8 protein-coding genes are annotated in these 15,919 nt (G+C 68.5%); 3 read left to right on the top strand and 5 right to left on the bottom strand.

Annotated elements, in window-relative coordinates:
• The first annotated feature begins 268 nt into the window (after window positions 1–268).
• Entirely contained in the window at window positions 269–5,287 is a 5,019-nt protein-coding gene (locus V6U88_RS19150; protein WP_334454839.1) for an ATP-binding protein, read from the top strand.
• A 1,012-nt stretch (window positions 5,288–6,299) separates the two neighbouring features.
• On the top strand, window positions 6,300–7,097 hold the full coding sequence (locus V6U88_RS19145; RefSeq protein ID WP_334454837.1) for an ATP-grasp domain-containing protein: 798 nt from the start codon (window positions 6,300–6,302) through the stop codon (window positions 7,095–7,097).
• Here the strand turns inward: V6U88_RS19145 and V6U88_RS19140 are convergent.
• A complete protein-coding gene (locus V6U88_RS19140) occupies window positions 7,094–7,396 on the bottom strand; it encodes a hypothetical protein (protein WP_334454836.1) in 303 nt (100 codons plus the stop codon). The two genes, V6U88_RS19145 and V6U88_RS19140, sit on opposite strands and share 4 nt — an antisense overlap.
• A gap of 338 nt (window positions 7,397–7,734) precedes the next feature.
• On the opposite strand from V6U88_RS19140, the gene V6U88_RS19135 reads away from it, so the two are divergent.
• A complete protein-coding gene (locus V6U88_RS19135; RefSeq protein WP_334454834.1) occupies window positions 7,735–7,908 on the top strand; it encodes a hypothetical protein in 174 nt (57 codons plus the stop codon).
• Window positions 7,909–8,024: 116 nt separating this feature from the next.
• On the opposite strand, the gene V6U88_RS19130 is transcribed toward V6U88_RS19135, so the two are convergent.
• The 4 genes from V6U88_RS19130 to V6U88_RS19115 form a co-directional block, all read right to left on the bottom strand.
• On the bottom strand, window positions 8,025–11,669 hold the full coding sequence (locus V6U88_RS19130) for a hypothetical protein (protein ID WP_334454832.1): 3,645 nt from the start codon (window positions 11,667–11,669) through the stop codon (window positions 8,025–8,027).
• Window positions 11,670–12,589: 920 nt separating this feature from the next.
• The gene (locus V6U88_RS19125; RefSeq protein WP_334454829.1) at window positions 12,590–13,927 is read right to left on the bottom strand and encodes an MFS transporter; all 1,338 of its coding nucleotides are present in this window, start codon (window positions 13,925–13,927) and stop codon (window positions 12,590–12,592) included.
• Window positions 13,924–15,252 (bottom strand): APC family permease, encoded by a 1,329-nt coding sequence (locus V6U88_RS19120; protein WP_334454826.1) that lies wholly within the window; start codon window positions 15,250–15,252, stop codon window positions 13,924–13,926. The genes V6U88_RS19125 and V6U88_RS19120 overlap by 4 nt, the downstream gene beginning before the upstream one ends.
• Window positions 15,249–15,773 (bottom strand): MarR family winged helix-turn-helix transcriptional regulator, encoded by a 525-nt coding sequence (locus V6U88_RS19115; protein ID WP_334454825.1) that lies wholly within the window; start codon window positions 15,771–15,773, stop codon window positions 15,249–15,251. Before V6U88_RS19115 ends, V6U88_RS19120 begins: the two co-directional genes overlap by 4 nt.
• Window positions 15,774–15,919 lie beyond the last annotated feature (146 nt).

Here is a 15,919-nt window from a genome sequence, read left to right as displayed (position 1 = left end):
CATCATCGACCAAGACAACGTCGCACCCGCCCTCGCTGCCGCCAGCGCCGCTGACTGATCTCACCGCGTCAACCCAGCAGGCGAGTCAGATCCGGGTTGATCGCCCGGGCATCCTCGATCAGCCCTCTGTCCGCTGGCGAAGGCAAATTTCTGCGATGGCGCGATCACTCTCTCGAGGTGCCCGTCCGGGTTCCTGTCGGTCGGCCGCCCTACAGTGTGGGGCGACGCGTCCGCCGATCGGCCGCGGCAAGCGCACGCCGGAGATGTGATGACCAGTCCGAACGAGACTCCTGCCGTCGGCGCAGAGGCGGTGGCGCCGACCGGCGTAAACACGTACTCCACCGGCGGCGGTGGAGTCACCTTCGCCCGCCGCGTCGCCGTCACCTACCTCGCGAGCATGCTCACCGGCAGCCGCCGCATAGAGACGGGCGAGCTCCCGGTCCGGTCGCTCGCGTTCCAGACTGGGCCCGCGCACCCGGTCGACGACTTGCTCGTCGTCGCGGGCGATCACGACATCGAACTCGCCGTCGCTTGCCGGGCGACGCCCAACTTCGTCCCCAGTCACGAAGAGACCGTCAAGCTGGTCAGGTCGCTGCTCGACGAGGTGGCCGCCCACCCCGGCGGACGCGTCGCCGTCGCGGTTGCCGGGTGGAAGCCCGAATGGGAACAGGTTGCCAAGCTGTGCGACCTCGCCCGAGCGAACGGCGACGCCCACACCTTCCACACCGCCCTGGGGACAGAAGGTCGCTGGTCGCAGCGCGTTCGTGGCCGCTACCGCCACCTGCGTCGGATGGTCGCGAAACCCCTCGAGAAGGAGCCCGATGACACCGAGGTGGGTGAGCGGACCTGGGCCCTCCTCACCCGCCTGCACATCCTCGGGTTCAGGGTGCAAAGCCCCGATTTGTCCGACTGGAGCGCGGTCGCCAGCTCGCTGGACGGCATTGCCTCCGACACTACCGACGGCGTCGGCTTGCGTGACCGTCTCGAGGTGCAGGCCGGGCAGTACGACGGTATCGGTGCGGTGGTCGACCTCAACCTGCTGCGGGCCGACACGCACCTGCTCCTCGACGTTCCGTCCACCCGCAGCAAGCAGGCGTGGAGGATCCTGGACCAGTATCGAGCCGTGGCGTTCGGCGCCGTACGGGACACCATCGGCGCCGGCATCGGCGGCACGCCGCAGCTAGCGTTGCCGTTCACCGAACGACGTGCCAACCTCGCCGCGGAACTGCGGCGCGTCACCTCCGACCACGGCGCGCTGGTCGTCACCGGCTCCTCGGGAACCGGCAAGAGCGCCCTGGTCCTGTCGATCGTCGCCGAACTCGAGACCACCGAGCCCGCCGGCTTCGAAGCAGTCGTTGTCAACTTCCGCGAGCTGCCGAACACCAGCGTCGAGCTCCAGCACATGCTCGGTACACCACTCGGCCAGGTAATGGCCGAGCTGTCCGCGCCGCGCCGGCTTCTCGTCGTCGACGCCGCCGATGCGGCGGCCGAACGATCCGCCGGTCTGCTACTCGACCTGGTCGCCGCCGCCTCGGCCGCCGGGTTGGGAGTCATCGCAGTCGCCGCCGACCATACGGCAGAGTTCGTTCGCGAGCAGCTGACCATCGGCTGGCAACGTTCCGCCGAGACGTTCCACGTCGCACCCCTGGACGACGACGACCTCGGCCAGGTCGCGCAACGCTTCCCCCTGCTGCGGGGACTGCTGCGGAACCTGCCCGGCACCTCCTTGCTCAGGCGCCTGGTCGTACTCGACCTGCTCGCGCGAACCGGTGTCGCCCTGGATGGCCCGATGAGCGAATGGGACTGCCTCCAGATCATCTGGAGCAAGGTCGTCCGCGGCGACGGGCGCCCCGGCCACGGCTCACCACAGGCACGCGAAGAGGCCTTGCTCGCGCTCGCGGCAGCCACGCTGGCCGGCACCGACACCACAGTCGTCCCGAGCTCCCTGGGCCCGTCCGCAGTCGATGCCCTGCGCGCCGACCACCTCCTGGCACCTCACAACGTCTATCGCCGGCAGCCACAGTTCGCGCACGATGAGGTACGCCGCTACGCGACCGCCATCCACCTCGTCCGCTCCGGACAGATCGTCGGCACGCTCCACGCCGCCGGGGTGCCGCGGTGGGCGCTGTCTGCCGTCACTCTCGCGTGCAAAGGCCACCTGGTCGGCCCCGCCGGCCAGCCCGAGCGGACCTTCCAGGACCTCATCGCGGAATTCAAGGGACTCGCCCGCGCACACGGCTCCCGGTGGGCGGATGTCCCGATCGAGGCGGTCCTGGAGACACCGGCCGCGTACGAATGCCTCAAGGCCGCCGTCGGCCTCGCACCCGCCGACCTGCAGCTGGCTGATGTGCTGCGTGTAATCACGCAGCGGTTTTCATTCAACGGCGCCATTGACCCGTCGATCGGGGCACCCGTCGCGCGCCTTCTGATCGACCAGGATGAGCCCTGGAACCTCTCCGCGCAGGCGTTCGAGGTCCTCACAAGCTGGCTCCAAGCCCTCGTCGTCGCGGACGAACCGGCGGGCCACACACTTCGCGAAGCGCTCCGTGCACGTCTGTTGGCCTTCTGGGCGCGGTTTCCGCAGAAAGAAGCGACCGACGAGGACGTACCGGGCTGGACGACCCGGCCAACCCGCCGGCGCTGGCGGAAGGTCCTGGACTACCGGGTCACCGACGACGAGTTCGTCGAGACCTTGGCACTGCTCGGACCCGACATCGACACCGACGTCGAAACCTGCCTACAGACGCTCGCCGATGACGCACCCGCGTTCCTTGCCCCAGCGGTCGACGCACCCATCAGTGCGCTCAGCATCTCCCGGCACGACCCCGAACTGCTCGCCAGGCTTATAGAGGCCTACTACATCGACGAGGACACCGATGACCAGTGGGGCGACCACGGCGAAGGCATCCGCGATCACCAAGGACGCTGGAAGGGCTTTCCTCCGCCATTCGCCGCATACTGGTTCGGCGGGTTCCTGCAGCTGCTCAGGACCGCCTCACTGGCCACATCGGTCCGAGTGATCAACAAGGTTCTCAACCATGCCGCCCGAGCCCGCGTCGAGCTCATCTCACACCTGAACCACCGTCGGAGCATGTTAGCGCCCGCGGAGAAGCCGGACACCACAGCAGAGACGGACGATGAGTCCTTGGGCGTCACGCTGAATCTGACCGGCCAGCCCCGCCAGTACGTCGGCGACGGCCACGTGTGGGCATGGTATCGAGGAACGTCCAACGGCCCTTATCCCTGCATAAGCGCGCTGCAAGCCATGGAACGTCTCGCCGAGCAACTGCTTGACCGCGGGATCGGCCCGGACTTCATCGTCGAGCGTCTCCTCGACGGCTGTGAGAACCTCGCGGTCCCGGGCATGCTGTACGGGCTGTTCGCCCGCAACATCGAGAAGGCGGGCAACCAACTCGACCGATTCCTCGCCGAACCCACCATCTGGTTGCTCGAGTTCAGCCGGACAACCAGCGAATACCACGGGTTCCGGGCGTCCCCCTCCGACGACCTTGCACACCCGGAGCGCCGCCGCTGGACCCCGCGGGAAGTGTCCGTCTGGCTCATGACCCACGCCGATGAGGCACGCCGCGCCGAACTACGCGGCATCGGTGAACAGCTCGTCGCCAACGGCACCCGGCAAGGTCTCGGACCGGACGAAACCCTGCACTGGGCCGCCAACCTCGACGAAACCCGATACCAACTCACGCGCGACGGCGACCAGCTGTACCTCGAAGTCGTCCCGCCACCCGAAGTCATCGCGGCCCAAGCCGACATCATCGCCGAACAAGAACAGAACCAAGCAGTCCTGCGCCTCCAGAACCGCTACTGGGCGTCAGTCAGGTCCGGTGACGGCTACGAGCCACCCACCGCTGCAGAGATCGCAGACGACCTGACTGCCGCGCAAGCGCTACTCGAAGCCGACCAGCACCACCTGCGCCCGCACGACGCCGTCGCGCAGGTCGTGCGAGCAGCTATCGAACGCGCCGCCAAGGGCGAAGCTGAAGCCCTGGGCAACAAGGCCGCGTTCGCAATCCGGGTAGTGATGGCGGTCGCCGCCACATTCCTCGACTCCGCAGACCTACGCGACGAATGCCAGTACTTCGACCTCGGCGCCGACCGGTCCGCCGCCCGCGCACTCCCCGCCCTACTCACGCCGGCACTCGCGCCAGCGCTGTCCGAGGCGAACGTGGCCGTCGCCGACGTCGCCGAGGTCGGGCTCGCCCTGGCCGGTAAAGCCCCGCTCGAAACCCGCCTCTTCCTCGCCCGCGGCTGCGACGTCCTGTGGGCATCACCCTGTACCGGCGCTGAGTGCATCCACATGGCTGCGCTCGCGTGGGTCCTCGAGACAGCACGGCGTGCCGAGATCGGTCCCTGGAATGTCGACACCCAGCGTTCCACACGGGTGATGATCGAGGGCGACGTTACCGCGCGCCTGAAGGAACTCGACGGCGAATCGATCGACATCGCCGTCCTCGACCCGGCGATCCGCGCCCTGGGCGTGGCGGCAACGGCCAGCCACTGCGTCACCAACGACGCACAACAGCTTCTCGCCGACCTGCTCGCCGTCCAGCGGCGCGCCATGGTCCGGCACAAGGAAAAAGGCTGGAACCCCGACCATCGGGGAACGCACATGCTCGTCGCGGCACGCGCCCTCCTGCAGTCCTACGCGGCCGACGCCAACCCGACCCCGATCCTCGATCACCTCGACGTTCTGCGCCACGACGCAGGGCTGCTGATGCACATGCTCCACGGACTCGCAGCGGCCGGCGCCGAGAACGACACCCTGGCCAGGGCGGCGAGAGATCTATGGCCAGGCCTGCTGGTCCACGCCCTCACCTACACCGACGGCACATCCAGCGTCTACCGCGAGCGGACCTGGGGAGGCTGGGCTGCGGCCGCTCTGCTGCCGGACCCGCTGCCGTGGACGCAGGGGCTGTACAACGAACTGTCCGGCCCACCCATCGACTGGGTCGATCCCCCTTCGCTCACGGACCTGGTAGATCGGTGGCTGCCTGTCGGCATGGGAGAAGCCCGTTGTGTCGATGCGCTTATCCGGCTCGTACGGAAGCTGCCGGCCACGGAGCAAGCCACCCGCGGGCTTGCCTGGGTTGCCGACCTGTGCGTCCAAGACGGCCGAGTCACGGTCAACCGATCGACGTCGTCCAACGAATGGCTGACGGCGATCCGTGCAGCAGTCGAAGAGAACGGCACACTCCCACAATGGCAGGCCTTGACCGACGCTCTTGTGGTCGCCGGGAACTCAGGTCTCGCTGCCTACAGCACATAATCGCCGCAGAGCAGTCGACACTCGCGGTTGGTAGGCACTGATCCGGGCAGATAAGGCCTCGATTGGGCACAGGTCGGATAGCGGCGCTCCATCGAAAACGGATGCACCACACTGTCGATGCCGGGTTGCTGGTAACGGAAACGTCACAACGGGCCGTGCCTCCAGTCCCGTTCCTGTGGATTTCGTTAAGTCCGCTGGTTGGGTCGTGGGCGGTTGAAGCGGAGATGCCTCAGCTCGTCTCGTCATTCATCTGCACGACGCCGTGCACGTTCAGCTGTACCTAGCTGTGGGCGTTGACTCGTACGCCGACAGACGTCGAGCTTCTGGGTGCCGACCGAGGCATCGCTCTGTCCGCTCCGACGAGCACCCTCACCCGCACCCTGCTGCGCGCCCCGGCGCCGCCGGCTATACCGGGATGAGTGACCGGCTGAAGGATGCTGTCCTACGGGGGATTCGTGGACCGGTTCGGGGTGCTGGAATGTAGGCAGCAGCCTCCCACGGCCGCGATGGCAGACCAAGGGCTCCGTCTTGCCAAAACCCGGGCATCCCGTCGGGCGGGCATGCTTGACCCGGGCGCCGCACCGAGGTGACCTCTCATGTGATGGTGAGAAACTTCCTCAGGATGTCCTAGGATCCGTTGGTACCACGGATGAGGAGAGGACGTCCTGCTCGGTGGCTTTCTATCGACTCCTGGCTAATTCGGTCGCGCCGGCCCCGGAGACGGGCGCTCCCGGTAGCGGCGGCCAACCTCGGTCGGGTCGTACCTCGTCGGAACGATCCCGTCCTCGGCGCATGACGAGCTTCACCGAAGCGGTCGAGAGCACCGATGAAGAGCGGTCGGGTGCGATGCTAAGCTCCGCCGCGCCTTGAGGTTCGCATGCCGGTGCTCATTGTCGGGGACCCTGCTGATCCCCATGTTCAAGCCGTTGCCGTCCGGTTGCCCAAGCGGGGCACCGTCATCATCGATGCCGTTCGCCAGACCGCAGTTATGCAGCGGCTAGAGCCAGGCTGCATGCGGCTGATCGATTTGTCCGGCGCGACCGTCGATGTCCATGAGGATGGCCTGGGTGGTCGCGGTTGGGCCCGCCGGCTGGCACCGGCAGGCTGGGACCACGGGGTGACGCTGGGAAGCCATGCTGCGGCCATATTGTCGTCTCGGCTGGCTTTGCTCGCCGCCATCCTGCGAGACCCCAACCTGACTTGGCTTACTTCGGTGGATGCGCTGTTCGCAGCGGAGAACAAGCTGGTGCAGTACCGCGCCGCCCTGGCTGCTGCCCTCCGGGTCCCGCCTACGCTCGTGAGCGGCTCAGCGAATGACCTCCGAGATGAACTTGGGGACCGCTTCGTGCTGAAGCCGCTCGGGCCGAGCCACTTCCAAGACGAGGAGGGGCGCCAGAAGGTGGTCTACGTGCGCGAGGTCCGAGCTGCTGACCTGGCTGGTGCAGATCTGCTCGATGCGCCCTTCCTCGCGCAGAAAATCGTCTCGGCGAGCTTGCATCTACGGGTGGTCACGGTCCGAGACCGCGCCTGGGTCGCCGAGTTGGACGCCGTGGGGGTGCCGCTGGACTGGCGGGAGCACAGGCGCGCGCACCGCGACTTCACCGCCTCGAACCGGTGGCCCGAAGTCGAACAGGCTGCGGTTCGCTTGGCCGCCGCACTGCATGTCGGCTACAGCAGCCAGGACTGGGTGGTTGACGCGGATGGCCCCGTTTTCCTGGATCTCAACCCAGGCGGCCAGTGGCTGTTCCTCCCCGAACCCGTTGCCACGTCGGTTGCCCAGGCAATCGCTGACTACCTGGCCGAAAACTAGTGCGCGTCATCGCAGGCAGCGAGCGGTTTGCCGAGGCACGGGTGTACGGCTGGTACGTGCTCGCGGTGTTCCGGCCCGGGATCGAAGTTCCCACCTTCGGCCGTCCCGAGGAGCTCACCGGCGACCTCGACCACCTCACTGACGATGACCTGAAGGTCGTCGTTGAGGAGGGCCGCCGCCAGCTTGACCGGCAACTGGCCGATCTTGAGAAAAACAAGTCTCGGGCCGCAACCATGCTGACCGTCGGCCTCGCGGAGATCGGCGTCCTGGCTGCTGGCGCGAACCGCGTCATCTCCCACGGCCTATGGGCAATCGCTATCTGGGCTCTGAGCGTGGTGCTCGCCGTCCTCGCCCTCGGTGGAGCGGTGTCGCTGCTCACGTCCAGCGCAGTGTTCGGACGCCTTGAAACTCGGCACATCGCCTTTGGGTCGGCGCCGGTGCTACGGCAGGTAGCGCTGGGCTACGCTCGCTCCGTCGGGTGGGGCGAGGAAACCATTCGGACACGCATCACAGTCCTCCGCGACGGCGTCTTGCTCACCGTCGCATCTGCCATGCTGTACGCGCTGATCTGGCCAAACATCTCCAGCTCGTCAGGCCAAAACAAGCCGAACCCCAGTCTTCCGGGAGCACCGACCACATGTCCGGCGACCTGTACGACCTTCTCGCCAAGCAGCCCTCCGAGCCTGTTGACTCCAACAAGCCAAACGGCGCCGGGCATGACGACCCTCCGCCCAACACCATCTTCACGGCATCCATAGAAACGATCGACAACGACCGCGCGACCTACCTGCTCGGCAACGTCAGCCTGTAGGCCTCTTTCTCAGTCCCCCGTGGGCAGAGGCGCGCGAAGTGTTCAGCCGCCGCTCACGATTGGCGTGCGTCGCCTGGACGAGGTAGCGATGTTTCGCGGTCACTTGCTGCGACGATTCACTTCTCAGAAGCAGGTTCTCGCACCGTTGTGAACCCGAGGCGGGCTGTCCATAACAGAACAGTCTCATCTTGGCCACCGCTTACGATCACGGCGCGACCGTCTAGGTGTCGCGGCGTCGCCACCGACCACACCGTGTCGATGTGGCCGGTTAGGGGCGGGCCGACCTGCTGCCTAGTGTCCGGATCCCACAGCCGAAGTGAGCCGTCACTGCTGCCGCTGATTATCAGGTCGTGACCATTGGGGCTGGGCAGCGCCGCTACCGAGTTCACCGAGCCGGTGTGGCCGGTCAAGGGCCGGCCGACCTGCTGCCCAGTGTCCGGATCCCACAACCGAACTGTTCCGTCGCCACCGCCGCTGGCGATCCAGGTGCAGCCGGCCCGGTTGATGAACGTCGCCACCGACCACACCGTGCCGGTGTGGCCGGTCAAGGGCGGGCCGACCTGCTGCCCAGTGTCCGGATCCCACAGCCGAAGTGAGCCGTCACTGCTGCCGCTGATTATCAGGTCGTGACCATTGGGGCTGGGCAGCGCCGCTACCGAGTTCACCGAGCCGGTGTGGCCGGCCAAGGGCCGGCCGACCTGCTGCCCAGTGTCCGGATCCCACACCCGCACGGTGGAGTCGAGGAAGCCACTGCCGCTGACAATCCAGGTGCGGCCGTCCTGGCGGGGCAGCGCTGCCACCGACCACACAGAGCCGGTGTGGCCGGTCAGGGGCGAGCCGACCTGCTGCCCGGTGTCCGGATCCCAGAGCCTCACTGTGCAGTCTGCGCTGTCACCACCGCTGATGATCAACGTGCGCCCGTCGGGGCGGGGTAGCGCCGCCACTGCCAACACCCAGTCGCTGTGGCCGGTCAGGGGCGAGCCGACCTGCCGCCCGGTGTCCGGATCCCAGACCCGCACCGTCTCGTCCTGCCCGCCGCTGACGATCCAGCTGTGGCCGTCTTGGCGGGCCAGCGTTGCCACTGAGTACACCGTGCCGGTGTGGCCGGTACGGGTGGGGGCCCGCTGGGTCCAGGTATCGAGATCCCACACGCGCACCACCGCGTCGTCCTCGGCGCTACTGACGAACCAGACGCGGCCGTCCGGAAGTGGCAGCGCTGCCACCGAGGACACATCGCGGATGTGGCCGGTAATAACGGGACCAACCTGTTGAGCGGTGTCCGGGTCCCACACCCGCACCGTACCGTCTTCGCCGCCCGCAATGATCAACGCGCGGCCGTCGGGGCGGGGCAGGGCTGCCACCGATCGCACCATGCCGGCGCGGCAGTTCATGGGCGGGCAGACCTCGGCGCCGGTGTCCGGGTCCCAAACCCGTACCATCCCGCTGCTGTCGCCTGTGATGAACAGGCTGCGGCCATCCGGGCGGGGTAGCGCCGCCACCGAGTAGACCGAGCCGGTGCGGGCGGCCGGGCAGACCTCGGTGCCCGTGTCCGGGTCCCATACCCGCACCATCACGTCGATTCCGCCGCTGACGATCCAGCTGCGGCCGTCGGGGCGGGGCAGGGCTGCCACCGACCGCACCCGGCCGGTGTGGCCGTTGAGGGGCGGGCCGACTTGCTGCCCGGTGTCGGGGTCCCAAACCCGTACCATCCCGTCGCGGCCGCCTGTGATGAACAGGCTGCGGCCATCCGGGCGGGGTAGCGCCGCCACCGAGTCCACCCAGCCGGTGCGGGCGGCCGGGCAGACCTCGGTGCCCGTGTCCGGGTCCCATACCCGCACCATCACGTCGCTTCCACCGCTGACGATCCAGCTGCGGCCGTCGGGGCGGGGCAGGGCTGCCACCGACCGCACCATGCCGGTATGGCCGTTGAGGGGCGGTCCAACCTCAGAGCCGGTGTCCGGGTCCCACATCCGCACCGTCTTATCTGCGACGCCGGCCATGATCAGCACGCGACCGTCGGGACGTGGCAGCGCTGCCACCGACCACACCGTCGCGGTGTGGCCAGTCAGGGAACGATGGGTCATGCCGGACCAGAACCCGGCCTGCACCCTCCACGACCAGTCGGATGCTTGTTCGGCCAGGGTATCGGCTAGAAGGGCTGCACGGGTCTTGCGCGCCCAGACATGCAACCACCAGCGCGGGTCGTCCCCTGGACGGCTCGCCCATTGCCTGGTGGCGGCCTCCATGGCGTTCGCGGCGGCCACCCCCTCGGGACGCCTGAGTTGGTGCCGGTGGCGCAGGACTTGGTCTGGCGGGCAGGTTTGCAGAAAGCCGGGGTCGGTCATGAGCTGGTCCATGGCGCCGGCGGTTGCGGCGTGGGCCGGGAGCATCAGCCCGGTGTAGGCATCAGCGTCGGCCCAGTTTCGCCGGCCGTTGACCATCGGAGGTGTCAGCCACCGGGTAATGGCATGGTGCGCAGCCGTCCAGGCGGTATGAAGTTGATCGCTCATCCCCGCGTCGGCCCGATCTTCGCCGTGATCGCCGTCAAGTGGATTGGCGAATAGGTCTCGTAGGCTCTCGTGGCGCACGCTGTAGGCCCGGCGTCGATCAGGCGTACGGGACACGTTGAGGAACGCGCGGGCCGGCCCATCCAGCCACGCGGCGATTCCGTCCGCGGCAACCGGCTGCGCGTCAGTGGCACCGATGGTGAGTATTTGGGCGAGTTCGTCGCTGGTGACCGGCCGCTGCAGCGCCGCCAAGGTGGCTAGGCATGGTCGGTACAGGCCACGCCACGCTTGCTCTTGCGCTGCCCACCGGGCGATCTGGAGGAGGTAGTAGCCGCGCAACCGATCAGGCAGCCCTGTCACCTCCGTCGGCGGGCGGAAGCCCGCCCGGATCTCGTCGAGCACGTACCGCAAGTAGATCCACACCCCACGGCAGCGATCCATCAACGTATCGACGAACTCATCCGAGGCAACGTTGTGCCGTACCAAGGCTGCGACGAGCGCCTTGTCCGGAGCAGTGCCGGCGACTGCGGCTCGCAGGTAGGCCCGCATGTCGGCCAAGTTGTCCTCACCCTCGACGGTGATCTGCGACCAGCCAACCCGCTGCGGGTCCCGTAACGCGCCCAACGGCAGTCCGTACCGGCTGGTCGCGACGATGAACACCCCGACTGGCAGTGCTTCGGGCACGGGAAGCCCGAGTGGTACCCCGGTCTCCATTCCCGGCGGATCCGGCTCGGCCTCATCCAGCCCGTCAATGACCAGTACCAGTGGTCGCCTGGCAGGATCCCGCCGATCGCGCTCGACCGCAGCAGCACGGATAACCTTGGCCAGCCAGTCCGGTCGGGCCGCCGCGGCCGGGAACATGTCCCCGAGGCCGAAGCGGCCAGCCAGCCCCCACCCGCCGATCAGCTGCGCGGCCAAACTCTTGCGGGCCTCGACCGGGTCGCGAGCTCCACCACCGAGGCGGGTGAAATGGAACACGCACGCCCGGGTCCATACCAGGTGCGCGGCTAGGGCACTCTTTCCTACGCCAGCCTCACCGCAGATCACCACATAGCCGCGCTCCTGACCGGCGATGTAGTGATCGATGCGAGCGATCAACTCGGTGCGGCCCTGAAAGCGGGCCAAGTCCAACTGCTCGTACAACTCCGCCGGGTCGAAGATCGCATCGTGTAGCCGGTCGAAGCTTCCCGCGACCACCTGCACATACGTCGGCCCAGTGATCACGGTGCCGGCATTGTCTCGCCCGATGGCCACCGCGCCCGGTGCCAGCTGCCACGACCGACCTGTCACAACCTATCGGCCTGCTTTCTCGTCCGGCGCCGCATTGTCGTCCCCGCTGGTATCGATAGTGGAGGCGCGGGCGTTGTCTCGCCCGACGAACACGGCGCCTGGGCCAATCCACCGCCACACACCGCGCCGGGCAGCGGACCCACTGGTGGACGAAGGCCGGGTGGTTATGCGGCCGGCGTTGTCCCGACCGACGTAGACGCCACCGGCATCGACCGCCACCGCATCATCTCCATCACCGGTGCGCGTCGTGCTGCGGGCCACCCACCCGGCCAAAGCCGCTGCGATCAAGGTCGCCACCGCCGCGCCGACCCACCACGGCCAGCCAGCGTGCAACTCGTTGATCAGCGCGCTGGTGGCCGCAGCCAGGACCACACCCGCTGCGGTGCCCCAAGCAACTACTCGACCGGACATCCCACCCTCCCGTACGTTGGCCGCAGCATGATGAAACACGGAGTGTAGACGGAGTAATCACCCACCAGTGAGGCCCGAATATCCTTTTTCCGCCATTGTCCGGTGCCACGACCACGCCAATGGTTCACCTGTAACGCCAGGGCATGGGGTCGGACCTGCTCGATCGGTCCGGCGCGATAGACGCGAAGCCGGCGGCCAGTCGCCGACCCGCTGTACTTGGTCCAGCGGCTGAGGGGGCATTGATGTTGAGGTCGTGTCAAAACCCGGCCGTCCAGGGGTCGCCCCGGATGTTCGCTGGCCTGTCGAGGGCACATCCGGGTGGTTGATGATGCAACGGCGCCGGTCAGGTCCGTTAGACGTGCGGTGGCGAGTCTGCCGAAGAGCGCAGAGAGCCGAGGACCCAGGTTGGGCTCACGATGGGCGTCTGGGGCATTGGCCTTCGCCTCCAGCCGATGTGGGTAAGGCGCCCGTCGTTAGGGACAGAATCGCCAGGCCGGTGCGGCGGCTGCGACGGGCAGCAGTGCGGCGAGGGCCAGCGCGCCGGCTGGTCCGTATGGCTGCCACAGTGCGGCGCAGAGCGCGGTGCCGCCACCACCGCCTACGAAGGTGGCCAGGGTGAGCAGTCCGATCGCGCCGCCCCGGCAAGGTGGCGGTGCGTGTTTAGTGGCTTCTGCGGTGAGCAGCATCTGCGCGATCGCCGAGGCGGCGAATGCGGCCGTGGCGGCTGCCGCGACGCCGATCGGACCGGTGTCGACGGCGGCGTAGCACAGCGTGCCCGCGAACAGCAGGCTCGCCGCCGACAGGAGGTACCGGGCAGGCAGGCGGCGGGCGGCGACTGCGGCGCCTCGGGCCAGCGCGGCACCGACGGCGGCGCCGGGCAGCAGGAGCAGCCCGATGTGCGTAGTGCCGTAGCCAAGCGTCGTCAGCAGGTGCGGTGCCGCGTAGAGGATGGCGAACAGGCCGGCGTAGACGCCCGCGCCGGTGAGCGCCGCGCGCCGAAACCATGCGGCCGACAGGACGCCGTCTAGGACGAACCCGCCGGGGTGGCGTCGGCTGCGAACGGCGAGGATGAGAGCGGTGGCTGCGGTAGCGGCAGCCGTCGCCGTGATGGTGACCGCACTGGTGTGTTGGGCTGCAGTTTGGGCGGTCAGGAGGAGTCCGGCGGCGACGACCGCGAGCAGTGCCGCTCCGGGCCAATCCAGCGGTTCTCGGTGTCGTCGTGGGGTGGTGAGGGGCCAGCACAGCGGGATTGCGGCGATGGACAGCACGGGCAGGGCCAGTGGCGCCCGCCACGACCAGGCCACCGTCACTGCTCCGACCAGCGGCGCGGTGGCACTGAATGCGGCTAGACAGGCGCCGAACCGGGCAAATGCCATCGGGCGGTGCGATGCCGGCAGGTGGGCGGCCGTCGCGAGCGCGGTGGCTTGGACCGCGCCGGAGCCCACCGCCAGCAGGATTCGACCGGTTACGACGGCGGCCAGGTTGGGGGCGACCGCGCATGCCAGCGCTCCGGTGGTCAGCAGTGTGACAGCGATCAGGAGGACCGGGCGGCTGCCCCACAGGTCGGTGATACGTCCGGCGGTGACCGCGCCGACGCCGATGCCCACGGCGTACGCGGTGAGGATCCACGCGAGCGCTGGACCGCTCGCGTGGAGATACCGGGCTGCGTCCGGGAGCGCGACCGCGGCGGCGCTCACGCCGTAGACAGCGGGCCCGTAGAGGACGCCCAGCCGCCACCCGAGTCCGGGTGCGATGGTCGCTTCGTTACGGGGAACGGCCTCCTCGGCCGGCATCGTCGTCTGCCGTGTCATCGGATCCCCACCTTCGCCGCTGTTCGAGGGGCACGGACGCCGCCGAGAGGGGCGCGGTGATCAATCCCCGGGGCGGCGGCGTGCATGACCGTCGCAGGGCTGGGAGCTCGACTGAGCCGTGCCAGCACGACGACGGCGATGGCGGCAGGAGCGAACAGGAAGGGTCCGCTCATCGCGACGATGACCGCGACGGCCAGAGCGGCCACCGCCGCGCTGACGCGCGAACGCGCTACCGGCAGCAGCCGCACTGCCGCAGCGAGGCCGACCACCGTGACGCAGGCGAGCAAGGCGGCGAACACGCGCACCAGCAGGTCCATGCTGACGATGCCAGGAGCGACTGCGACGATCACCGCGACGACGGCTCCGGCGGCGGCCTGCACGGCGACGCTGCGCCGAGGGACACCCTGGCGGGTCACCGCGATGCGAGAAGGTAGGACGTGGTGACGGGCCAGGTACACACCGGCCCGTGCACCAGCGGCGACTAACGTGAAGCTCGCGCCGACGGTGAGCAGTACCGCCAACACGGCGACCGTTCCGGTCGCTGACGGCTTTCCGGTTGCGCCGAGCAGGTGTATCAGCGGCACCGGTGTGTCACCTGCGGTGTCGCCGAGAACCCCGATGGTGCAAATCGCCAATCCGGTGTACAGCACGATGACGACGCTCAGGCTCGCGACTGCGGCCCGTCGCACCTGCCGGGGGTGGGTGAACTCCGCCGACAGGTTGGCGGTGGCCTCCCAGCCGCAGATGGCGGCGAACAGCACGGCGGCGGCGCTGCCGACGCCGGCGGCTCCGTGCGGCGCGAACGGCGTGAGTCGTTCGGTCTCGACGCGGGGTCCGGCCACAGCGATAACCGCGACGAGCATCGCCACCAGGGTTGCGGTCAGCGCTAGGTGCAGCCGGCTGGACAGGCGTAGCCCCATGAGATTCGCCCCGTACACCGCGGCGAGGAGCAGCGCGGAGATGCCGGCGACCGCGGTGGGTGAGGCGCCGATCACGGCTGCGGCGTAGCGGGCACCGGCGATCGCGCCCGCGACCACCCCTACCGGCACCGCCGCGTACAGCCAGCAGCCGACGACGACGGCCGCGGGGGTGCCAAAGGCCCGGCTAGCGAACTTCGCTACTCCTCCGTCGTCTGGGTAGCGGGCGCCGAGGGTCGCGAACGAGGTGGCGATGAGCACCGAGACGGCCATTAGCGCTACCCAGGCCAGCAGCGACGCCGGTCCTGCGGCGCGGACGGCCAGTGCCGGCAGGACCAAGACTCCGGGGCCGAGGACCGCGCCGATACATAGGGCGGTTCCTCGTGCCACACCCATGTTGCCGGTCACCGGGCGTCCTCCCCAGTTGGGGCGGCGTCATCTGGGCGGGAGCGGGTGGCCACCACGCGCAGCACGTGGGCGATGTTGTCTCTCGGTGGCATTCCTGGGCCGGCAAACAGCTCCGCCTGCCGCGCGTGGACGAGGCGTTGCAGCTCCCGTGCAAGGTCCAGGCCGGCCTGGGTGGGTCTGACGACGACGCGCCGGCGGTCACGCTCGTGTAGCTGGCGGCGCACGAGGTCCCGGGCGACGAGCATGCTGAGCGTGTTGGTGAGGGTGGCTTTGGCAATGCCCACCTCCACGGTGATGGCGCGGGGCTCGACCACGCGGCGGGCACAGATGAGCACCAGCACGTCGTAGCTGGTCCAGGTCATGCCCGCCTCGCGCAGCACCGTGCGTTCGAGATGCGCGCGGACGGTGTTCGCGGTGCGGCATAGCTGCGCCACTGCGTCCGGGCGCGGCGGCGGAGCCGGTTGAGAGTTGACGGGTGGGCGGTAAATCCCTGCGATCTGCCGCCGGGTGGAGGCGCTCATCGTGGCCTCCGCAGGTGTCGCGGTCGGCGCAGGGTATGCCGGTTGCGATGTTGGCCCTTGCGGTCGGCCGGTTGCGGCGGTTCAGGTGTGGGCAGGCATGGATGCTGGTTCTGGTCGGTGCGCATGTTTCACCCCCGTGATTTGTG

Origin of the sequence: Micromonospora sp. CPCC 205739 (assembly GCF_036906795.1) — a bacterium.
Lineage (GTDB): Bacteria > Actinomycetota > Actinomycetes > Mycobacteriales > Micromonosporaceae > Micromonospora.
This window is presented reverse-complemented; position numbering and strand designations above follow the sequence as displayed.